19 protein-coding genes and 1 pseudogene are annotated in these 21,442 nt (G+C 70.4%); 10 read left to right on the top strand and 10 right to left on the bottom strand.

From position 1 onward, the window contains the following. Positions 1-51 precede the first annotated feature (51 nt). Positions 52-1,455: a chitinase gene (locus KBX00_RS14245; RefSeq protein ID WP_210827010.1), complete on the top strand. Its 1,404-nt coding sequence runs from the start codon at positions 52-54 to the stop codon at positions 1,453-1,455. Between the two features lie 86 nt (positions 1,456-1,541). Here the strand turns inward: KBX00_RS14245 and KBX00_RS14240 are convergent, their stop codons facing one another. After that, positions 1,542-2,198 (bottom strand): DedA family protein, encoded by a 657-nt coding sequence (locus KBX00_RS14240; RefSeq protein WP_210827008.1) that lies wholly within the window; start codon positions 2,196-2,198, stop codon positions 1,542-1,544. A gap of 75 nt (positions 2,199-2,273) precedes the next feature. Further along, complete coding sequence (locus KBX00_RS14235; protein ID WP_210827006.1) at positions 2,274-2,864, bottom strand: DUF1349 domain-containing protein; 591 nt, start codon at positions 2,862-2,864, stop codon at positions 2,274-2,276. Between the two features lie 58 nt (positions 2,865-2,922). On the opposite strand from KBX00_RS14235, the gene KBX00_RS14230 reads away from it, so the two are divergent. Together KBX00_RS14230 and fabG are read left to right on the top strand one after the other, a co-directional pair. Then, positions 2,923-4,575, top strand: coding sequence for an alpha-amylase family protein (locus KBX00_RS14230; RefSeq protein WP_210827004.1), 1,653 nt, complete (start codon positions 2,923-2,925; stop codon positions 4,573-4,575). A 140-nt stretch (positions 4,576-4,715) separates the two neighbouring features. Next, positions 4,716-5,474: a 3-oxoacyl-ACP reductase FabG gene (gene fabG, locus KBX00_RS14225; RefSeq protein ID WP_210827003.1), complete on the top strand. Its 759-nt coding sequence runs from the start codon at positions 4,716-4,718 to the stop codon at positions 5,472-5,474. Positions 5,475-5,511: 37 nt separating this feature from the next. On the opposite strand, the gene KBX00_RS14220 is transcribed toward fabG, so the two are convergent. Beyond that, complete coding sequence (locus KBX00_RS14220) at positions 5,512-5,940, bottom strand: hypothetical protein (RefSeq protein ID WP_210827002.1); 429 nt, start codon at positions 5,938-5,940, stop codon at positions 5,512-5,514. Further along, on the bottom strand, positions 5,933-6,331 hold the full coding sequence (locus KBX00_RS14215) for a hypothetical protein (RefSeq protein WP_210827001.1): 399 nt from the start codon (positions 6,329-6,331) through the stop codon (positions 5,933-5,935). The genes KBX00_RS14220 and KBX00_RS14215 overlap by 8 nt, the downstream gene beginning before the upstream one ends. Positions 6,332-6,498: 167 nt before the next feature. Here KBX00_RS14215 and KBX00_RS14210 point away from each other — a divergent pair, with 167 nt between their 5' ends. Both KBX00_RS14210 and erm read left to right on the top strand, forming a co-directional pair. Further along, complete coding sequence (locus KBX00_RS14210; RefSeq protein WP_210827000.1) at positions 6,499-7,401, top strand: Gfo/Idh/MocA family protein; 903 nt, start codon at positions 6,499-6,501, stop codon at positions 7,399-7,401. Between the two features lie 329 nt (positions 7,402-7,730). Then, positions 7,731-8,528 carry an ErmE/ErmH/ErmO/ErmR family 23S rRNA (adenine(2058)-N(6))-methyltransferase gene (erm, locus tag KBX00_RS14205; protein ID WP_210826999.1) on the top strand — a complete coding sequence of 266 codons (798 nt, stop codon included), beginning with the start codon at positions 7,731-7,733 and terminating at the stop codon, positions 8,526-8,528. Between the two features lie 5 nt (positions 8,529-8,533). Here erm and KBX00_RS14200 read toward each other — a convergent pair whose 3' ends face one another. Continuing rightward, the gene (locus KBX00_RS14200; protein ID WP_093405351.1) at positions 8,534-8,725 is read right to left on the bottom strand and encodes a DUF2795 domain-containing protein; all 192 of its coding nucleotides are present in this window, start codon (positions 8,723-8,725) and stop codon (positions 8,534-8,536) included. 85 nt (positions 8,726-8,810) lie between these two features. Here KBX00_RS14200 and KBX00_RS14195 point away from each other — a divergent pair, with 85 nt between their 5' ends. Next, on the top strand, positions 8,811-10,067 hold the full coding sequence (locus tag KBX00_RS14195; RefSeq protein ID WP_210826997.1) for an erythromycin esterase family protein: 1,257 nt from the start codon (positions 8,811-8,813) through the stop codon (positions 10,065-10,067). 60 nt (positions 10,068-10,127) lie between these two features. Here KBX00_RS14195 and KBX00_RS14190 read toward each other — a convergent pair whose 3' ends face one another. Continuing rightward, on the bottom strand, positions 10,128-12,377 hold the full coding sequence (locus tag KBX00_RS14190; protein ID WP_210826995.1) for an MMPL family transporter: 2,250 nt from the start codon (positions 12,375-12,377) through the stop codon (positions 10,128-10,130). A 36-nt stretch (positions 12,378-12,413) separates the two neighbouring features. Further along, positions 12,414-12,965 carry a TetR/AcrR family transcriptional regulator gene (locus KBX00_RS14185; protein WP_210826994.1) on the bottom strand — a complete coding sequence of 184 codons (552 nt, stop codon included), beginning with the start codon at positions 12,963-12,965 and terminating at the stop codon, positions 12,414-12,416. Between the two features lie 200 nt (positions 12,966-13,165). Between KBX00_RS14185 and KBX00_RS14180 the strand changes: the two genes are divergently transcribed. Continuing rightward, the gene (locus KBX00_RS14180; protein WP_210826992.1) at positions 13,166-14,125 is read left to right on the top strand and encodes a DNA polymerase domain-containing protein; all 960 of its coding nucleotides are present in this window, start codon (positions 13,166-13,168) and stop codon (positions 14,123-14,125) included. Positions 14,126-14,158: 33 nt separating this feature from the next. On the opposite strand, the gene KBX00_RS14175 is transcribed toward KBX00_RS14180, so the two are convergent. Further along, entirely contained in the window at positions 14,159-15,112 is a 954-nt protein-coding gene (locus KBX00_RS14175) for an alpha/beta fold hydrolase (protein ID WP_210826991.1), read from the bottom strand. Positions 15,113-15,215: 103 nt separating this feature from the next. Then, entirely contained in the window at positions 15,216-17,354 is a 2,139-nt protein-coding gene (locus KBX00_RS14170; protein ID WP_301547939.1) for an MMPL family transporter, read from the bottom strand. Between the two features lie 218 nt (positions 17,355-17,572). Between KBX00_RS14170 and KBX00_RS14165 the strand changes: the two genes are divergently transcribed. Further along, positions 17,573-18,718 carry a sensor histidine kinase gene (locus KBX00_RS14165; RefSeq protein WP_210826988.1) on the top strand — a complete coding sequence of 382 codons (1,146 nt, stop codon included), beginning with the start codon at positions 17,573-17,575 and terminating at the stop codon, positions 18,716-18,718. Next, on the top strand, positions 18,715-19,389 hold the full coding sequence (locus KBX00_RS14160; protein WP_210826987.1) for a response regulator transcription factor: 675 nt from the start codon (positions 18,715-18,717) through the stop codon (positions 19,387-19,389). The genes KBX00_RS14165 and KBX00_RS14160 overlap by 4 nt, the downstream gene beginning before the upstream one ends. A gap of 60 nt (positions 19,390-19,449) precedes the next feature. Here the strand turns inward: KBX00_RS14160 and KBX00_RS14155 are convergent, their stop codons facing one another. After that, the gene (locus tag KBX00_RS14155; protein WP_210826986.1) at positions 19,450-20,043 is read right to left on the bottom strand and encodes a DoxX family membrane protein; all 594 of its coding nucleotides are present in this window, start codon (positions 20,041-20,043) and stop codon (positions 19,450-19,452) included. 598 nt (positions 20,044-20,641) lie between these two features. Between KBX00_RS14155 and KBX00_RS14150 the strand changes: the two are divergent. Further along, a pseudogene (locus KBX00_RS14150) lies at positions 20,642-21,313 on the top strand (hypothetical protein); the annotation flags it as partial. Positions 21,314-21,442: the final 129 nt, after the last annotated feature.

The raw sequence follows: 21,442 nt of genomic DNA, 5'->3' as shown, positions 1-21,442 counted from the left end.
AATAGGCGCCAGGTTGACGTTCATGAATTTTCGTCCGGGCTGGAGGGGCACATGAAACGGTCCAGAACCCTGGTGCTGTCGGTGGTCGGCGCGCTGGCCGCCGCGCTCGGCGCGGTGTGGCTGGCACCCGCCGCGTACGCCGCCGGAGTCAGCGCGAGCTTCGTCAAGACGTCCGACTGGGGCTCGGGTTGGGAGGGGAAGTACACGATCGCCAACGGTGGCGGCACCACGGTGAACGGTTGGAGTCTCGCCTTCGACCTGCCCGCCGGCACCACGGTCGGCACCTACTGGGACGCGCTGCTGACCTCCAGCGGCCAGCGGTACACCTTCACCAACCGCTCCTGGAACGGCACCATCGCACCCGGCGCCTCGGTCTCCTTCGGCTTCCTGGGCAGCGGTCCCGGCGTACCGGCGAACTGCCGGCTCAACGGCGCGGCCTGCACGGGCGGCACCACGCCCACCACGCCGCCGCCGACGACGCCCCCGCCCACCACGCCTCCGACGACGACGCCGCCTCCGACGACGCCGCCGCCGACCAGTCCGCCGCCGGTCGGCGGGCTGCCGAAGCACATCCTGACCGGCTACTGGCACAACTTCGACAACCCGGCCGTCGAGCTGCGGCTGCGTGACGTGCCCACCGAGTACGACCTGGTGGCGGTCGCCTTCGCCGACGCGACCGGCACGCCCGGCGCGGTCGGCTTCGCCATCGACCCCGGCCTGTCCGCCGCGCTTGGTGGGTACACCGACGCCGAGTTCTCCGCCGACGTGCGGACCCTCCAGAGCCGAGGCAAGAAGGTGATCATCTCGGTGGGCGGCGAGACCGGCCGGGTCGTGGTCAACAGTTCGGCGTCCGCGGTGGCCTTCGCCGACAGCGTGTACGCCCTGATCCAGCGCTACGGCTTCGACGGCGTCGACATCGACCTGGAGAACGGGCTGAACCCGGCGTACATGGCGCAGGCCCTGCGGTCACTGCGGGCGAAGGTGGGCAGCGGGCTGATCATCGCCATGGCGCCGCAGACCATCGACATGCAGAACCCGGCGGGCAGCTACTTCAAGCTGGCGTTGGACATCAAGGACATCCTGACCGTGGTGAACACCCAGTTCTACAACTCCGGGGCGATGCTCGGCTGCGACAACAACGCCGCGTACGCCCAGGGGACGGTCAACTTCATCGTCGCGCTGGCCTGCATCCAGTTGGAGGCGGGACTGCGCCCCGACCAGGTCGGGCTCGGCCTGCCGGCCGGGCCGGGGGCGGCCGGCGGCGGCATAGTCGCGCCAAGCGTGGTCAACGCCGCCCTGGACTGCCTGACCCGGGCCACCAACTGCGGCAGCTTCCGCCCCCCGCGCACCTACCCCGCCCTGCGCGGCGCCATGACCTGGTCCATCAACTGGGACATCACGAACAACAACACCTTCGCCCGCACCGTCTCCCCCCACCTCCGCACCCTCCCCTGACCCGGTCCCGCCGCGTTGATCATGAAGTTGTTGTTGCTCCGCCCGGCGTGGCGCGACAACAACTTCATGATCAACCGGGGGTGGGGTTAGTGGGTGGGGGTGGGGGTGTGGTGGCGGCGGCGGAGTTTCTTGATCACCCAGGTGGCGAGCATGAGGGTGAACAGGGCGAGGATGCCGTAGTCGAACCAGGAGCTGTAGCGGTCGATCTGCTGCCAGCGGGAGCCGAGGGCGTAGCCGAGCCCGATGAAGATCCCGTTCCAGATGCCGCTGCCCAGCGTGGTGAGCGTGATGAACTCGACGAGTGGCATCCGGTTCGCCCCGGCCGGCACCGACACGAGGCTGCGGACCACCGGCGCCATCCGGCCGAAGAAGACCGCCCAGCGGCCGTACCGCTCGAACCACCGGTCCGCCTTCTCCAGATCGTCCAGATCGACAAGGGGCAACCGGTCGAGCCACCGTTTGAGCCGGTCCTCGCCGACCACCGCGCCGACCCAGTAGAGGAACAATGCGCCGAGCACCGAGCCGAGGGTGGCCGCGACGGTCACCACGACCACGTTGAACCGGCCCTCGCCGGCCAGGTATCCCGCCATCGCCAGGACGATCTCGCTCGGGATGGGCGGGACGATGCTCTCCAGGGCGACCAGCAGGGCGACTCCCACCGCCCCGCCCGCCTCGATCACCCCGGCGACCCAGCCGGTGAGCCCACCGACCTGAGCAGGGTCGACGTCCTGGGCGAGTGCCATGATGTTGCCCTTCGCGGTTCCGGCGTAAAGAGAGCCCTTACCCGCCCCAGCCGCGAGGCACACCGGTCGGACGGCTCACTCCTGCGGATGCAGTTCCTCGTCGGCCGGGCCCAGGCGCCAGCCGCTGAACCGTACGACCAGCCCGCCCCGGCTGGGTGAGCAGCAGTACGGCCCGGCGGTCGCCGTCGCGTCCGGAGCCAACGGGGCGAGCCGAACCAGTCGCCACGACTCACCGGCGACCCGGGCGCGTACGGTGAGCGCGTCACCGGCGCGGCTGACCCGTACGCTCACCTCCCGGCCCGCCCAGTCCGGCACGGGCGCCACGGACCAGTCGGAGAAGTCCCGGGTCACCACCGCGCCCACCTGGGGCTGCCCGTCGCTCACCTCCACGCCTGCCTTCACCCAGTTCCGGTCGTCCACCCGGACCAGCACGCCGGCCTGGTCGAACTGCCCGGTCCAGGCCAGCCGGAAGTCGACCTCCACGGCCGTACCGACCGGAAACGGCGCGAGCAGGGCCGGGGCATCGTCGTGTACGAAGCCGTAGCTGGTGTGTCGCCACAGGTCGCTGCCGTGACCCGGCTCGACGGCCAGCGTGCCGTCCGGTTCCTCGGTCACCCGGACCGGCCGGCCGTGCCAGTCGCCGCCGGACCAATCGATGCTGCGCATCCCGGCACCGTACCGAGTCGGGTTTGCCGACGTCCCGGTCGGGAGAAGGTATCGGGGCATGTCTGACAGGTGGTACTCGGAGGCGGTCGTCTACTGCCTCGACATCGACACGTACGCGGACTCCGACGGTGACGGGGTCGGTGACATCCGGGGTCTGATCGGCCGGCTGGACTACCTCGCCCGGCTCGGGGTGACCTGCCTCTGGCTGCACCCCATCCATCCGTCGCCCAACGACGACGACGGCTACGACGTGACCGACTTCTACAACGTCGACCCGCGCTTCGGCACCCTGGGTGACTTCGCCGAGCTGCTGCACCAGGCCAGCAACCGGGGCATCCGGGTGATCATCGACCTGGTGGTGAACCACACCTCCGACCAGCACCCCTGGTTCCAGTCCGCGCGCTCCTCGCCGGACTCGCCGTACCGCGACTGGTACGTCTGGTCCGACCAGGAGCCGGCCGACCGGTATCAGGGCATGGTCTTCCCCGGCGAACAGCACGAGACCTGGACCTACGACCGGGCCGCGAAAGCCTGGTACTACCACCGGTTCTACAAGTTCCAGCCGGACCTCAACACCACGAACCCGGCGGTACGCGACGAGATCAAGAAGATCATGTCGTTCTGGATCCAGCTCGGCGTCGCCGGGTTCCGGATGGACGCGGTGCCGTTCATCATCGAGCGCACCGAACCCGGTGACCCGAACCCGGAGCTGGACTTCGAGTTCCTCACCGACCTGCGCCAGCACGTGCAGTGGCGGCGCGGGGACGCGGTCCTGCTGGCCGAGGCGAACGTCGAACCCGACAACCTGCCCGCCTTCTTCGGTGACAGCGGCGGCTCGGCGAACCGGCTGCACATGCTCTTCGACTTCATGCTCAACGGACGGCTGATGCTGGCTCTGGCCCGGCAGGATCCGGAACCGGTGGTCGAGGCGCTACGGGACACCCCGGCGCTGCCCCAGGGCGGGCAGTGGGCGACGTTCCTGCGCAACCACGACGAGATCGACCTGTCCCGGCTCACCGCCGAACAGCGCAACGAGGTGTACGCGCAGTTCGGCCCCGAGGAGCACATGCGCATCTACGACCGGGGCATCCGCCGCCGGTTGGCGCCGATGCTGGGCAACGACCGCCGGCGCATCGAGTTGGCGTACTCCCTGCAGTTCGCGTTGCGCGGCACGCCGGTGCTGCGCTACGGCGAGGAGATCGGCATGGGGGAGGACCTGTCGCTGGACGGCCGGGAGGCCATCCGTACCCCGATGCAGTGGTCCAACCAGCCGAACGCCGGCTTCTCCACCGCGGAGCCGGAGAAGCTCGTCCGCCCGGTCATCGACAAGGGTGAGTTCGGCTACGAGAAGGTGAACGTCACCCTCCAACGCCGGGACCGGACCTCGCTGCTGGCTTGGTTCGAGCGGATGATCCGGACGCTGCGGGAGGCACCGGAGATCGGCTGCGGCTCCACCAGCCACATCGACGTGCCGATGCCGCCGGGGGTGCTGGCGCACCGCGCCGACGGGCCGACCGGAACGATGGTCTTCCTGCACAACCTCGGCACCGCCGACGCCGAGGTGGATCTCAGCCGGCTGCAACCCGAGGCGGACCTGCCCGTCGACGTGCTCGCCGACCGCAACTACGACGACGTCGGCAAGCTGGACAAACTGCAACTGTCCGGGTACGGCTACCGCTGGATCCGGCTCTGTCGATCCTGGTCGCACTGAGCCGAAGGCCGGGCCGACCCGCCGTGGGCCGGTGACCTCCGGGCCGGCGTGCGCGGTCCGGAGGTCGGGATCGACGGAGACCGGGGCGACCCGGCGTGGGTTAGGCTCCTGCCGTCGAGCCAAGTTACCGGGAGGTAGGCATGTCGGAAGGGCAGCGGGTCGCGATCGTGACCGGGGCGGCACGGGGAATCGGCGCGGCCACCGCCAGGCGGTTGGCCGCCGACGGGCTGGCCGTCGCGGTGGTCGACATCGAGGAGTCGGCGACGAAGGAGACCGTGGACGCGATCGTGGCGGCCGGCGGCCGGGCGCTCGGCGTCGGCGCGGACGTGGCGGACCGGGCCCAGGTGGAGGCCGCCGTGCAACGGGTGGCCGCCGACCTGGGCGCGCCGACCGTGCTCGTCAACAACGCCGGCGTGCTGCGCGACAACCTGCTGTTCAAGATGACCGACGCCGACTGGGACACCGTCCTGGGCGTACACCTGCGCGGGGCGTTCCTGTTCAGCCAGGCCGCACAGAAGCACATGGTCGAGGCCCGCTGGGGCCGCATCGTCAACCTGTCCAGCACGTCCGCGCTGGGCAACCGGGGCCAGGCCAACTACTCGGCGGCCAAGGCCGGGATGCAGGGCTTCACCAAAACCCTCGCCATCGAGCTGGGCCCGTTCGGGGTGACCGTCAACGCGGTCGCGCCCGGGTTCATCGTCACCGACATGACCGCGGCCACCGCCGCCCGGATGAAGGTGGACTTCGAGGCGATGCAGAAGCACGCCGAGTCGGAGATCCCGGTCCGCCGGGTGGGCCGGCCCGACGATGTGGCGCACACCATCTCGTTCCTGGCCAGCGAGGGCGCGTCGTTCGTGTCCGGCCAGGTCGTCTACGTCGCCGGCGGCCCCCGGGACTGACCGGCCCCGCACAGCGGCCCCTACCTGGACCCCGGTCTCAGGAAGGGGCCGCTGTCGTCCGTCGGCGGGTGTGCCGGAGCCAGGCCAGGCCGAGGATCGGCAGCACCAGGGGAATGTAGCCGTAGCCGCTGCCGAAGCCGGACCAGACCGTCTCGTCGGGGAAGAGGTCCGGGCGGGCCAGACTGACGGCGCCGACCCCGACCACGCCGACCAGTTCCAGCGCGCAGCAGGCCAGGGCGACCCGGCGGCCCGCGTGACCGGCCCGCGCCAGACCGACCGCCGCCACGATGTAGACGATCGCGGCGAGCGCGGAGAGCAGGTACGCCAACGGCGCCTCGTCGAACCTGGTGGCGATCTGAAGGGCGGCGCGGCTGCTGGCGGCGATGGCGAAGAGCAGGTACACCGCGATCAGCAGCCGTCCCGGGCCGGAGTTGGTCCGGAGCCGGGCCGGGCTCAGCTCAGCCACCGAGTACCTGCCAGGTCTGCTGGAGCCGGACCACCACCACCGGCGTCACCAGGCACACCGCGCACACGATCGCCGAACCCCAGCGGGTCGGTTCCATCCGAGCCAGCACCGCCGCCAGCGGCGGCAGGCAGACCAGCGTGACCAGGTAGCCGAAGAACGCACCCGGTTCGCCCGGGCGCTCGCCACCGGCCAGCGCCACGGCGGTCACCAGCACCAGGCCGAGCAGCAGCAACTCCAGCACGGCCAGCCCGATCAACTGCATCCGGTCCGGCGGCCGGTGGCGCAGCGCGGCCACCAGCGCCCAGCCGGCGACCAGCAGCGACAGCACGATGGCGGCGACGGCAAGTGCCCCGTCGGCCGGAGACCCGGTGGTGGTCGCGGCGGTGGTCACCCGGTCCGTCCGGTGCTCGTTCCGATCACCGGCCCACTCTACTAACTCCCGTAGTAAGAGTGACGCCGACAGGTCCCGGAGGACGGCGGGCGCGACCGGTCGGCGGAGACTAGCGTGATCACCGTCGCGGGTCAGCCGTGGCCAGGCAAGGATGGCGGAGGTACGGGATGCGGTTCGGGTTGTTCGGCACCGGGCACTGGGCGGCGGAGACGCATGCGGCGGCGCTCGAGGCGCACCCGAGGGCGGAACTGGTCGGCGTGTGGGGGCGCAACCCCGACAAGGCCGCCGCGCTGGCCACCCGGTACGGGGTACCGGCGTTCGACGACGTCGACTCGCTGATCGAGGCGGGCGAGGCGGTGGCCGTCGCACTGCCGCCGGACGTCCAGGCGGACATCGCCGTCCGGGCCGCCACCGCCGGTCGGCACCTGCTGCTGGACAAGCCGCTCGCGCTGACCGTGGCCGACGCCGACCGCGTGGTAGAGGCCGCCGCCGGCTCGGGTGTGGCGTCGGTGGTCTTCTTCACCGGCCGGTACCAGCCGGACGTCGCCGGCTTCATCGCCGCGACCGCTGCGGCCGGCGGCTGGCACACCGCAAGCGTGATCAGGTTCGCCTCGATCTTCCAGCCCGGCAGCCCGTACGGGCAGTCGCCGTGGCGGCGGGAGCACGGCGCGCTGTGGGACATCGGCCCGCACGCGCTGGCCGTGCTGCTGCCGGTGCTCGGTCGGGTGGCCCGGGTCGCCGCCACCGACGGTCCCGGCGGCCTGGTGCACCTGCTGCTCAGCCACGCCGACGGGGCCACCAGCACGGTTTCGCTGACGCTTGACGCACCACCCAGTTCGGTCGCCGCCGAGTTCGTCTTCTACGGCGAGAGCGGCATCGAGCGACTCCCCAACGGTGGCGCGAGCCCGGCGACCGCGTTCGGGGTGGCGATCGACCAGTTGCTGGCCGAGGTCGACGCCGATACCCGGGACCACCGCTGCGACGTGCGTTTCGGCCGCGAGGTGGTAACCGTTCTCGCCGCCGCCGAGACCGCCCGCGCGCAGGGCGCCGTGATCGACGTACCGGCCTGAGTGCGGGCGGTTAAACCGGTCGTCACCGGCCGGGAGGGCCGGTAGGGTCGCCGGCATGTGCGTGTACGCCCTGATCAACGCGGTCGCCTCGCCGGCCGCCTACGGGCCGCTGCTGGTGGTCCGCCCGCGCGTCCGGCGTCCGGCCCTGGCCGGCGCGACCCGCGACTGACGCCTTCCGCGCATCCGCCCGCGTCACCCGCGCCGCATCGCGCGGTGCCGCTTCCGCGCCATCTCACCAGGGCCGTCCGAGTCCCGATCGCTCGGACAGGCCCCGTCGACGGTCGCCTGTCCGCTCTCGTCGCCACCCGGCGACAGACAAGGACGACGCCATGGCGCCCCGCCGTACCCGCACGACCGAGCGCGACCGGTCCCGTCGCGTGCTCTCCCAGAATTTCCTTGCCGACCCGGCCGCCGTCGCGCGGTTCGTCGATGCCGCCCGCCCCGACCCGCACGGGCTGGTGCTTGAGGTCGGCGCCGGGCGGGGGCAACTGACCCGTCGGCTGGCCGCGCGCTGCGGCCGGCTGACGGCGTACGAGGTGGACCCCGTCGCCGCCACGGAACTGGCCCGGGTCTGCGCGACCCTGCCGAACGTGACACACCGCCAGGCCGACTTCCTCGCCACCGTGGCACCGGGGGAGGAGTTCTCCGTGGTCGGCAACATCCCGTGGTCGCTGACCGCGGCGGTGGTGCGCTGGTGCCTGACCGCGCCGCAACTGCGCGCCGCCACCCTGCTCACCCAGCTGGAGTACGCCCGGCGGCGGGCCGGTGACTACGGCCGGTGGACCCGGCTGACGGTGCTCAGCTGGCCGGAGTTCGACTGGCGGCTCGCCGGGCGGGTGTCGCGTACCGCTTTCCGCCCGGTGCCCCGGGTCGACGCCGGCATCCTGCGCATCGAGCGGCGGGCAACGCCGTTGCTGCCACCCCGGGCGCTACCGGCGTACCGGCGGATGGTCGAGCTGGGGTTCGGCGGGGTCGGCGGCTCGCTCGCGGCCTCGCTGGCCCGCGAGCATCCGCGGGGGCGGCTGGCGGCGGCGTTGCGTGCCGGCCGGCTCGACCCGGACCTCCCGGTCGGGCAGGTCTGGCCGGAGCAGTGGCTGGTGCTGTACCGCCTGCTGCACGCCCGCTAGCCGGCTCAGGGGAGGGTGCCCAGCGCCTCGGTCAACTCGGTGGGCGAGCTGAACTGGTCCACCGGCAGCGCGCGTACCGCCTGCAACTGCTCGGTGCTCGCGCCGTTCTCCTGGCACCAGCGGATCAGATCCTCACGGGAGACGGGATAGTCCAGCCCGGCGAGGTACTCGTGCAGGGCGGCACCGCTGTCGGTCATGCTGTGCGAACTACCCGCGCAGGTGCCCCGGCACACCCCGGCAGGCCACCGCGTTTGCCCGTCGGGGTGCCGGGTAGCCGCAGGCATGCTGGTACAGCGGCTCGGTGCGCCGAGCGACCTCGATCCGTTGCTGGAGCGCGCCCGGGAGGCCCGGGTCGTGATGATCGGGGAGGCGACGCACGGCAGCTACGACTACTACCGCATCCGGGAGCAGCTGACCCGCCGGCTGGTCGCCGAGTGCGGCTTCTCCTTCGTGGCGGTGGAGGGCGACTGGCCGGACTGCGACCGGGTGCACCGATCGGTGACCGGTGCCCCGGGAGCGCCGGCCGAGCCGCAGACCGCGCTGGAGGGGTTCGAACGGTGGCCGACGTGGATGTGGGCCAACGCCGAGGTCGCCCGCTTCTGCCGTTGGCTGCGGGCCTGGAACATGGAGCGGGGCGCGGCGGCCCGGGTCGGTTTCCACGGGCTCGACGTCTACAGCCTCTGGGAGTCGATGCAGGCGATCTTCGACTACCTCGGTGAGGAGGAGCCGGCGTCGCTGGAGGCCGCCCAGGACGCCTACCGGTGCTTCGAGCCGTACGGCAAGCGGGTCGAGGAGTACGGCGCGGCGAGCCGGTTCGTCTCCGCCCGCTGCGAGCAGGAGGTGATCCGGCTGCTGGCGCGTACCCGTGAACATGCCGCCGCGGACGGGCCGGACGCCTTCTCGGCCTGGCAGAACGCGGAGGTGGTGGCCGGCGCGGAGCGCTACTACCGGGAGATGGTCGCCGGTGGGCCCGGCTCGTGGAACGTCCGGGACGGCCACATGACCGACACCCTGGATCGACTGCTCGACCGCTACGGGCCGGGTGCCCGGGGCGTGGTGTGGGCGCACAACACGCACGTCGGTGACGCGCGGGCGACCGACATGGCCGCCGACGGGATGGTGAACATCGGCCAGTTGGCGCGGGAACGTCACGGCGCGGACCAGGTGGTGTTGATCGGCTTCGGCAGCTGGCGGGGCACGGTGATCGCCGCGCCGCGCTGGGGTTCGCCGGCGGAGGCGATGGTGGTGCCCCCGGCCCGGGAGGGTTCGTTGGAACACCGGCTGCACGAGCTGATGCCGGAGCGGGCGGTGCTGGTCTTCGGCGGGCCGGACCAGCCGGGTTGGGTCACCGACTCACTCGACCACCGGGCGATCGGGGTGGTGTACGACCCGTCGTTCGAGTCGTGGGGCAACTACGTGCCGACCCGGCTGGGGGAACGCTACGACGCCTTCATCTGGTGCGACGAGACCACCGCGCTGCACCCGTTGCCGGCCTTGGCCGCTCCGGGCGAGATGGAGACCTACCCGGCCGGCGTCTGAAGCCGGTGTCGACACGGCCCTCCAGCCGACGCGCGGTGGAGGGCCGTGTCGCCGTGCGGGTCAGGCGCCGGCGCCGACCTTGTCGTCGAGCCGGGCGCGCAGTTTCTCGCCCTCGATGTCGACGTTTGGCAGGGCCCGGTCCAGCCAGCGCGGCAGCCACCAGGCCACCTTGCCGAGCAGCGACATCACCGCCGGGACGATTGTCATCCGGACCACGAAGGCGTCGATGGCCACACCGATGGCGAGCGCGAAGCCCATCGACTTGATCACCGGGTCGTCGAGGAAGATGAAGCCGCCGAAGACCGAGGTCATGATCAGAGCCGCAGCGGTGACCACCCGCGCGCCGTGTCCCATCCCGTTGATGGTGGCCTGCTGGGCGGTGTCACCGTGGACGAAGTCCTCCCGCATCCGGGAGACCAGGAACACCTCGTAGTCCATGGCCAGGCCGAACAGGATGCCGATCAGCAGGATCGGCAGGAAGCTGATCAGCGGACCGGGAGTGTCCAGGCCGACCAGGTCGGCGAGGTGCCCCTGCTGGAAGACCGCGACCGTCAAACCGAAGGTGGCGGCGACGGTGAGCAGGAAGCCAAGCGCCGCCTTGACCGGCACCAGCACCGAGCGGAACACCAGCATCAGCAGCAGGATCGACAGGCCGACCACCAGCGCCAGGTAGATCGGCAACGCGTCGGAGAGCTTCTCCGAGATGTCGATGCCGATCGCGGTCACGCCGGTGAGCAGCACATCGGCACCCTGGATGCCGCCGACGGCGGCGCGGATGTCGTGCACCATCGTCTCGGTGGCCGGGTCGGTCGGGCCGGTCTGCGGGATCACCCCGAGCAGCGCGGTCCGGCCGTCCGGGCTGAGCTGCGGTGGGGCCACGGCGAGCACGTTGTCGGTGCCCTGGACCAGGGCGGTGACCTGCGGAACGGCCGCAGCGGTGGCCGCTGCGTCGTCCCCGGCGACAACCACCGCGAGCCGGCCGGTGAAGCCCGGGCCGAAGCCCTCCGTGATCAGGTCGTTGGAGACCCGGGCGGCGGAGCCGACCGGAGCGGTACCGGCGTCGGGCAGCGCCAGGCGCATGTCCGGTGCCGGCAGCGCGAGCAGCCCCAGGCCGAGCAGGCTGACGAGGATCACCGGAATTCGGAGCCGGGTGACCAGTCGGGCCCACCGGAAGCCGAACGCCGAGGTGTCCTCGCTGCCGTTGGGGGCGGTCTCCGGCGCCGCGCGGTGGGTGGTCACGTCGCTGCGGCGGGCGGCGTCCGGGATGTCGTCGGCGGTCAGGGCCACCGGCACCGACGAGCGCAGCCGGCGGGGCAGCACCCGGCGTCCGGCGAAGCCGAGCAGCGCTGGTTGCAGGGTGACCGCCACCAGCACCGCGACGGTGACGGTGCCGGCGGCGGCCAGGCCCATCACGGTCAGGAACGGGATGTTCACCACCGCGAGACCAGCCAGGGCGATGACCACCGTGGCCCCGGCGAAGGTCACCGCCGAACCGGCGGTGCCGACCGCCCGACCGATAGCCTCGTCCGCCGGCATGCCGTCGAGCAGGTTCTGTCGATACCGCGAGGTGATGAAGAGCGAGTAGTCGATGCCGACGGCCAGGCCGAGCATCAGCGCCAGAATGGGTGCGGTGCTGGTCAGCTCGATGACGCCGCTGAGCGCGAAGAGGCCGGCCATGCCGACGCCGACGCCGATGAGCGCGTTGAGCATGGTCATGCCCGCGGCCACCAGCGAGCCGAAGGTGACCACCAGGACGACGAGAGCCACCGCGACGCCGATCGCCTCGGTGGAGCCGACCTCGGGCTCGGTGTTGAGCACCTCACCGCCTGGCGCCACCTGCCAACCCCGGGCCTCGGCCTGGGTACCGAGCTGCTCGTACGCCTCGCGCTGTTCCTCGGTGATCTGGTCGGCACCGTCGTTGAACTGCACCTGGATCAGCGCGTACTGGCCGTCGGGAGAGACCGAGCCGACCTGGAACGGGTCGACGGCGGCGAGCACACCGGGGACGGTGGTTGCCTCCTGAACGATCGACTGGATCGCCGCCTGGCCATCGGGTGTGCCGAGCTGTCCCGGAGCCGGTGCCTTGACCGCGATCGTGCCGGTGGCGCCGGCCGCCGCTGGGAACTGCTCGTTCAGCAGGTCGAGCGCACGCTGCGACTCCGTGCCGGGCATGGTGAAGTTGCTGGCCGTCGGGCCGCGCAGGGTCGCCGCTGCCAGGCCGAGCCCGACGAGTACGACGAGCCAGATCGCGGCGACGAGTCGCCGCCGACGCATCGATCCCCGGCCTAGCCGGTAGAGCAGGGTCGCCATGAGGTCCTTTCCCTCGGTCGTGGATGGTGGGACGGGTCAGTGAGCGGGCGGTTCGAGCGCCCGGCGCAGCAGGGCCAGCAGCGCGTCGCCCAGTTCCTGGTCGGGCACGTCGGCGAACTGGCCGCAGGTCTCGGCGATGCCGGCGAGCAGCACCAGCGCGGTGATCCGGGCGGAGGCCCGCTCGGGTTGCCCGGCGAGCGCGTCGATCAACCGTTCGGAGATCTGCTGGATGTGGGCGAAGTCGGGCTGTTGCAGCAACTCCGGAAACTCGCCCCGGAGCAGAGCGATCTCACCGCGGAACCGCACCGCGAGGTCGACGAAGCCCTCGGCGGCGACCCGCTGCGCGGCGGCCGGCCCGGGCTGGTCGGCGATCCGGTCGTCGAGCGACCGCAGCACCTCGATCGCAGGCGCCATCAGCTCGGTGAGGATGGCTTCCTTGTTGGCGAAGTGGTACAGCACCGCCGCCTTGGAACAGCCCACCTCGGTGGCGATGTCCTGCAACGACGTACCCCGGTAGCCGGTGGCGGCGAAGCGTCTCGCCGCGGCCGCGAGGATCTCGCCGTGCGTCTGCGGGGTGGTGCGGGCCATGACTCCCAGCATGCCTGACCGATCGGTCAGAGCTGACCGATCGGTCAGATCAGTGGCGTTTCCCACAACCAGCGGTGCCGGATTGGCTCTCCGCCCGGCTGCCCAGCGCCGTCCTCCCACAGCCTGTCGAGCTGACGGCATCAACGGATCACCTGCGGGTTCCGGTTGACCACCGGGCGTCCGCCCGGGATGGTGATCGGATGGGGGCTGACGAGACCCGGGACGGGGTCGCGCTTACCAATCTCGACCAGCCGTTGTTCGACGGATCGGGCGCGAGCAAGCGCGACCTGGTCGACTACCTCGACGCGGTGGCCGACCGGATCGTCCCGCAGCTGCGCGGCCGTCCGCTGTCGGTGGTCCGGGTGCGCCCGGGACAGCCGCAGTTCATGCAGAAGAACCTGCCGCGCTACACCCCGGACTGGGTACGCCGGGTGTCGATCTGGGCCGAGGCGTCCCGCCGGGAGATCGCGTACGCGCTCTGCGACGACCGCCGTACCCTGCTCTGGTTCGCCAACCAGCGGGCCGTCGAGTACCACCCCACCCTGGCCGTGGTCGACGACCTGAGCCGTCCCACCCACCTGGTGCTGGACCTCGATCCGCCGGAGGGTGGTGGGTTCGCGGCCGGAGTGGCGGCCGCGCTGCTGGTCCGGCAGGCCCTCGCCGACGCCGGGCTGGCGGGCGCGGTGAAGACCAGCGGCGCCAAGGGGGTGCACGTCTTCGTCCCGGTCGAGCCCGGCTCCGACGCCGAGGAGTTGGCTGCGGCCACCCGGGCCCTCGCGGTTCGGGCGGAACGACTGGATCCGGCGCTGGCGACCACCGCCTTCATCCGTGAGGACCGGGGCGGCAAGGTCTTCGTCGACCCCACCCGCACCGGCGGCGCGACGGTCGTGTCGGTGTACAGCCCCCGACTGCGTCCCGGCGTGCCGGTCTCCTTCCCGGTGCCCTGGCCGGACCTGGCGTCCGTCACCCCGGCGGACTTCACCATCCGGACGGTCCCGGCGCTGGTGGCGCAGCGGGATCCGTGGGCCGACCTGATACCGGCACCCCAGCGGCTCCCGGTCGATTTGATCGAGGAGGGCCGGGCGATTCCCGTACCGAGGGTGCAGGCCATGCAGGAGGGCCGCCGTCGGGCCCGCGCCCGACGCGCCGGAACCGACTGAGCAGCGACAGCCGCGCCGGTGCGGTCGCACGAATCAGCCGGCGTGCTCGCGTAGGAACGCCCGGACGACCTGTTGCCACTCCTCAGCGCGGGGACCCAGCCAGAATCCGAGATGGTCCTCCTCCGGCATCCATTGGTGCCGCGCTGCCCGGATCTGGGCTACGGCGTGCTCGCCGTGCTCGAACGGCACGTCGCCGTCGCGGTCACCATGCATGACGAGGACCGGTGCGGCGATCCGGTCGAAGGCGAGCCGCATCTCGCGCGTCTGGAGCGTGTCGTTGCGGGTGCCGGGCATGCGTTTCTCGTACGGGAAGGTGGTGTCGAACATCGCCGTGAAGAAGAGCCGGACGTCCTCCGTGTGCGTGATGTGGTCGACGCGTTGCGCCTTCTGCTCTTCGGTGAACGTGCTGGTCTCGTCGAGAGTGCCGGCAACGATCGATTCGAGCGATATCGATGCGGTCAGCTTGGCGAGCTTCTGGCCGATCGAGTTCAAGAAGGCCGAACGCAGGGCGGAGCCGGGGGCGGCATCCGGGTTGGGCAGGCTGACGCCGCTGATCGAGACCAGGCCCCACACCCGCCCTGGGTGACGGGCGGCGAAGGTGTACGCGACCGGACTGCCAGCCGACACCGCGAACACGCCGACCTGCTCGATGTCGAGCTCGTCGAGCAGGGCGGCCAGCAGGTCGGCCTGCTCGGCCAGGGTTCGTCCGCTGCGCAGCGGAGTGCCGAGGTAGCCCGGGCGCGACGGGCTCAGGATCCGGAATTCGTCGTGCAGCCAGTTGGCGAACAGCCGACCCTGGTCGGCACCGCCCAGCCCGGCGTGTACCGAAAGCACGACGGGACCGTCGTCACCGGAGAGGTCGTACTCGACCGGGCCCAGGTCTGTGTCGGCGGTCCGTAGGTTGATCGCGACTCCCGGCAGCAACTCGCGCTGCGGATCGAGGTCGACGCCGCCGTCCCACAGGGTCAGGCCGACCGCAGCCAGCACTGGGAGGCCGACCAGGATGCTCAGCGCCGCGACAAGAGCCCTCCGAAGGCGGTGTCGACGCGGCGGGTGTGTCGGGGGTGCCATAGCTGCCGTCCTATCTGATCTAGGTCGAGTGCGGTCGCCGGCTCAGCACCGAGCTGAGCAGGCGGCTCGGCGGGCGAGGGAACCACCAGTTCGAGCGGCCGAGGAGAGTGATCACAGCCGGGGTAAGGACACCTCGGACCAGGGTGGCATCGATGACGATGCCTGCCGCCAGAGCGGTGGCGAACACCCGCACATCGGTGATCGGGACGCTGGCCAGGGCGGTGAAGGCGAGAAAGAGGATGAGCGCGGCCGACGTGACGAGCCGTCCGGTCCGGCCGATTCCCGTCACGACCGAGGACACGACCGTGTCGGGCTCACCCTCGGCGGTCAGGTCGAGGTGCGCCTCCCGTACGCGGTGCAGGATGAACACCTCGTAGTCCATGGAGAGTCCGAAGAGGAAGGCGAAGACGGCGATCGGGATCCAGATGGTTATCGCCCCGATGGCGGGCGTGCCGAACAGCAATTCACTGCCGTAGCCCTGCTGCCAGATCAACACCACCACGCCGTACGCCGCACAGGTGGACAGCGCGTTGAGAGCCAGGGCCTTCAGCGGCAGCACGATCGACCGCAGGGTCCGGGCCAGGATGACGAAGGTGAGCACGGCGATGAAGAGCAGGATGGGTCCGAACGAGCCGTAGACGGCCTCGATGAAGTCGGCGTCGGTTGCCGGACCCCCACCGGCCAGGGCGGTCGAGGCTTGCCGGGCGGTCTCCAGCACGGCCGCCACCGCCGCCCGGCCGCCATCGTCGGACGGGTCCTGCACCGTCCACACATCGATGATCTGAAGCTCGCCGCGCCTCCAGCTCGGTTCGGCGACGGTGCCCGCGACACCGTCGATACGACGAAGCCGCTCCTGAGTGGTGTCGGTGGCGTCGGCGGCGACGAGGACCTCGACGGGGCGGGCGATGCCGGCACCGTGACCCGCATCGATGAGCTGCTGGAAGGCCCGGCCTGATGGACTTTGCGGGGCCAACGTCGAGGTAGCCGGCTGGCCCAGTTGCAGGGTTAGCACGGGTGCGGCCAGGGCGACCAGAACCCCGCCGCTCACCAGGGCGCCGACTACGGGGCGTCGAGTGGTGGCGCGGGCGATCCGGGTCCAGATCCGGCTGTCCGGGCGGCGCTCACGACGCGGCCGGTCCAACCGGTCGCCGAGGGAGTAGAGAATGACCGGCAACAAGGTGCCGGCAACGGCAACGCTGACCAGCGGGATGAGCAGACCGGCGTAACCGACGCTGCGTAGGAATGGCACCGGCAGCACCACGAGTGCCGCGAGTGATACAGCCACCGTCGCGCCGCTGATCACCACCGTACGGCCAGCACTGGCCATGGATCTCACGATCGCCTCGGCGCGCGTTGCGGGGTCGGGACCGCGGGTGTCGGGCCTGGTCCGTTCCTCCCGCCAGCGCGTGACGACGAGTAACGCATAGTCGATCGCCACGCCGAGGCCGATGAGCGCCACCAGGAACTGCGCGATGAACGAGACGTCGGTGACCTCGGTGATCCCGCGTACCAGTAGAAACGTCGTCGGAATGGCCACCGCCGCCATCAGCACCGGCACGACGGCGAGGCCGCTACCGAAGACGAGGACCAGCACGAACAACGCCCCTGCCGCGCCGATGAGCGTCTCGTAGATCGGTCCGGGCTGCGCGCCGCTGTTGCGGCCGGACAGTACCGGCTGACCGGTCAACTCGACCGGTGCACCCGCGATCCTGGCTTGAGCGACCTCTGCCCGGATGCCGGGCAGCCACCGCTCGTAGGGCGCGTTCGACGGATTCGCCGGAGGGTAGACCAACGCCACTGTGGTGCGTCCGTCCGCCGAGAGCAGCGCTTCGCTGCCGGGTCCACGGTATGCTGCGTTGCGTCCGCCGGGGGGCGTCACTCGTTGCACGAGCGCCGTCCACTGCCGACCCACATCGGGGCTGTCGAGGGTCGCGCCCGGCGGCACGGTCACCACCAGCAACAGGGGGGCGTTGCGGCCACCGGTGTTACCGAAACGTTCAGCGATGGCGTCGTTTGCCTGCTGGCCCGCGCGGTCCGGCAGCCGCGTCTGATAGCTGAGTCGGTCGATGGTGTCACCGGCCAGCGCCGCGCCGGCCAGCGCGAGCGTCACCCAGACGAAGACCACCGGCAGCTGGTGCGCGAGCACCCATCTCGTCATCCGTGACACGGGCTCCGCCTTTCTGCGGTGACGGACCGGGTTGTTGATCCGGTGAGAGTGAGGATGCCGGCTCAACGGCACGCGGTCGTCCCGCAGCGGAAGGCATGTGCGGCTACCACCGACGTCTCATACCGGCTCCGCCTACCTCCCGTGCGGTAGTGGACGCTGAGCCTGTCGGCGGACGCGGCACGAGGGCAGGACTGCCTATCGTGCGAAGCATGGCTGACGACGCAGGGCGTGACGGACGGCGGTTGGTGGCCGAAACCGCCGGTCTCGTCGTGCTGGTGTTCGTCAGCGCGGCCACCGCCGCACCTGGTCGGTTACCACTCGATCCCGCTGGCGCGCTCCTGCTGTTCGTCGCGGCGGTGGCGGTGGTCGCGCGGTGGCGGGCGCCGACCCTCGTTCTGGTGGTCACCACCGGCTGTCTCCTGATTTACCAGATACGGGGATACCCCGGTCTGGCCGCCGCGCTACCTGTCCTGGTGGCGCTGTATGCCGCCGTCCGGACAGGGCTGCGGCGGGCTGCCGGGACGGCCATCGGAATCATCCTGGTGGGCGGTTTTGTCGGTGATGTTGGCGTGGCCGCGACCGCCGCGACGGCACCGGACGTCTTCCAACGCTGGTTCCTGCTCATTGGTTGGATGGTGGCCAGCTGCGTCGCCGCCGAGCTGTCCCGGCAGCGTCGCATCCACCTTCAGCACGCCGAACAACGCGCGATCGAGGCGGAGCGCACCCGGGAGGAGGCCGCTCGGCGTCGAGCCGACGAGGAACGCCTGCGAATAGCCCGCGAGCTGCACGACTCCCTCACCCATTGCATCTCGATCATCAACGTGCAGGCCGGCGTGGCCATACACCTGTCGCGCAAGCACGCTCAACCAGTCCCCGAGGCCCTGGTCACCATTCAGAAGGCGAGCCAGGAGGCGATGCGCGAACTGCGTGCCACCCTCAACGTCCTGCGCGCCGTCGACAACTCGCCCGGAGCGAGCTTGGACCGGCTGGACAACCTGATCCGCGACCTGCAGGAGGCCGGGTTGGCAATCACCGTGACGGTCACCGGGGAACCTCGGAACCTGCCGGCCCCGGTCGACCGGGCCGCATTCCGCATCATCCAGGAAGCGTTGACAAACGTCGTTAAGCACGCCGGGCCGGCCACCGCCGCTGTCCGGCTGCATTACCGCGAGCACGCACTGGTCATTCGGGTCGATGACGACGGGCACGGCAACGATGGTGAGGTCGTCGCGGGCGTCGGACTGACCGGCATGCGGGAGCGCGTCACCGCACTCGGCGGCTCGTTGGACGTCGGCCCCGGCGACAGCTGCGGATTCGGCGTACAGGCGACCCTGCCCTGGGCGGTGGCCCCATGATCCGCGTGATGCTCGTCGACGACCAGTCCCTCATCCGGGCTGGGTTCCGCGCGCTGATCGACGCCGAGGACGACCTGGAGGTGGTCGCGGAAGGAGCCAACGGGTATCAGGCCGTTGCGCTTGCCGCACGGCACCTGCCCGACGTGGCTCTGATCGACATTCAGATGCCCGTCCTCGACGGGATTGAGGCCACTCGGCAGATCGCCGCCGACCCGATGCTCGCCGGTGTGCACGTCGTCATCCTGACCAATTACGGTTTGGACGAGCACGTGTACGCCGCGTTGCGCATCGGGGCCGCCGGTTTCCTCGTGAAGGACACCGAACCGGCCGATCTGTTGCACGGGATTCGCGTCGCCGCGCGGGGCGACGCGTTACTGGCACCCGTCATCACGCGCCGGCTTATCGCCGCGTACGTGTCTCGACCACCGGCGACCAGCAGCACTGCGGCGTTGAACACGCTCACCAATCGCGAACGGGAGGCTGTTGCCCTGGCCGCTCGTGGCATGTCCAACGAGGAGATCGCCGCCCACATGGTCATCAGTGTTGCCACCGCAAAGACTCACATCAGTCGGGCCATGGTGAAACTTCAGGTCCGAGACCGGGCTCAGCTCGTCGTCCTTGCCTACGAGAGTGGACTTGCCACCCCGAACCCGCCCGCCGCCTCCGGATGATGTCCATCGAGAACGGTGCCGGACCGTGGTGACGGTCGGGCACCGTTGTCGAGTTGGGCGTCAGAGCATCCAACGGTGGCGCTGCACGAAGGGCAGGCGGGCCCAGAGCCGGCCCAGACCCCAGGTGTGCCCGCCGTACGCGGCGGCCAGGGCAACCAGGACCACGGCGTAGATCAGGTGATAGTCGACCACCGGATTGGTGGAACCGGTCGGGTCGCCACCGGCGGTGAACCGGGCCAACGGGAATTCGGCCAGCCACATCAGCGCCATCATCAGGGTGCCCGAGGCGGCCGCCACCCGCAGGCCGACGCCGGCGATGAGGGCGAGGCCGATGGCGGCCAGGCCGACCATGAACAGGATGTTCGCCCACCACGTCCCGGCGATCGAGTGGGCCATCGACTGCAACGGTCCCACCTCGACGTTGGCGAGGAAACCCTTGGTCGGCGACCCGCCGTTGATCCAGGCCCGCTCGGCCGGAGTCGCGTAGCCGAGGCCGAAGGTCTTGTCGAGGAAGGCCCAGAGGAAGACGAGGCCGGTGGAGATCCGCAGCACGGCAAGGGCCCGGGCGGCGGTCGTGGTCAGCATGGCGCCGGGCAGTTCGGCGTGCTCGAGCGGGCGCTCGATCGATCGGTGGGTGCCGTGGTGGACGGTCATCGTTGCCTCCGTGGTCAGCTGCTTACGTGACCACTCTCGCGCCGCTGCGTTCCGCCGCGCGCGGGCCGGAACACCCGAAGCCGTCAGGACCAAGGTCCCGACCGTGGCGGGACCGTCGGCTGACGTGGCCGGATGCCTGCGAAGTCCATGGATGCGGCCACGCCGCCTCCTGGACGGAGCACGGCGACGGCCGGGGAGTTGCCCGATCCAAAGCCACGCGCTCTTCAATCCCTGTACATGTGTAATTCATTTCTCTGTGAGCGCGAATCGTGATTCGAACAAGCCACTCGATTTTATGAGTGATCGATATCACTCATGCATCGTTCGGGGCAGCGTCGGGCCCCATCCATCACCTAGCGTCGAATTCAGCGACGGGTCCGCAGCAGTGTCGCACTCGCAAGCGTGCAAGGTATGTCCCATTGTCTCGTCATCTCCATCCGTGGTGCCCTCAAATGTCGAGGGCGCTACCACGATCGCCCATTACCGCCAAGGTTCTCGTGCGGCCAGCGGAATGGTTCGGCCACGCCTGCGGGTGAGTGCACGAATTCGTCAACCACGACCTGGAGGTCGTGACCCTATTGCGACGGGAGATTTCAAAGTGCATCGATTACTTATCAGGTCTGCGCTCAGTATCGCGACGGCCACGGCGCTGTGCGTAGGCACCGCACTCGCTTCTGCCGCACCGGCAGCTGCGGCCACGAATCCCAATCCGGACCGCATCACTGCGGCCTCCTGGTGGCTGATGCAGGAGCTTCTCGCCCTAGAGAGTGGCACGCAGAACGGCGGCATTTACAACAACAAGCGGGGCTACCACAACACCCGTGCTGCCAACCCCTCATACGACTACTCGGTGCGGGACGCCGTGGACCAGGGCGGCCCATCGGACAAGGCCGCGGCCTACGACTGGACCTTCCCGGAGGCCCAGGGATTCGCCCCCGCCGTGAACCCGGACTTCGACGCGCTTCCCGTTGGGCCGCGGGTCGCCGCCGCCGCCGACTACGGCAATATCGCCAAGTACTCCAAGCGGCTGTTGGCCTCCGGACAGGACCCCAACGACCCCAGATTGGACGGCTGGCGCGAGTTCTTCGGCCAGACCGACAACGATAACGTGGTGGAGGGGTACGACTTCCGCTACGAGACGACGGTGAGTTCCGACGACTCCCACCTGTGGCACATCCACCTCAGCGAGAACCGCAACCAGGTCGAGAGCTACGACAACAAACGGGCACTGCTCAGCGTGCTCCGCGGCGAGAGTGTGGCGCAGTGGCGAAACGGCGGTCGGCCGCGTGCTGATTTTGATGGTGACGGTTTTGATGACATCGGTCTGTATCGGCAGAGTGAGGCTCACTGGCATGTCAAGTCCGTCAAGCGGAATGCGGTCCTGCTGAGTTCTCACAAG

Origin of the sequence: Micromonospora sp. C95 (genome assembly GCF_018070465.1) — a bacterium.
Classification (GTDB): Bacteria; Actinomycetota; Actinomycetes; order Mycobacteriales; family Micromonosporaceae; genus Micromonospora.
The sequence above is the reverse complement of the archived record's forward strand: the minus strand, read 5'-3'. Positions and strand labels throughout refer to the sequence as shown.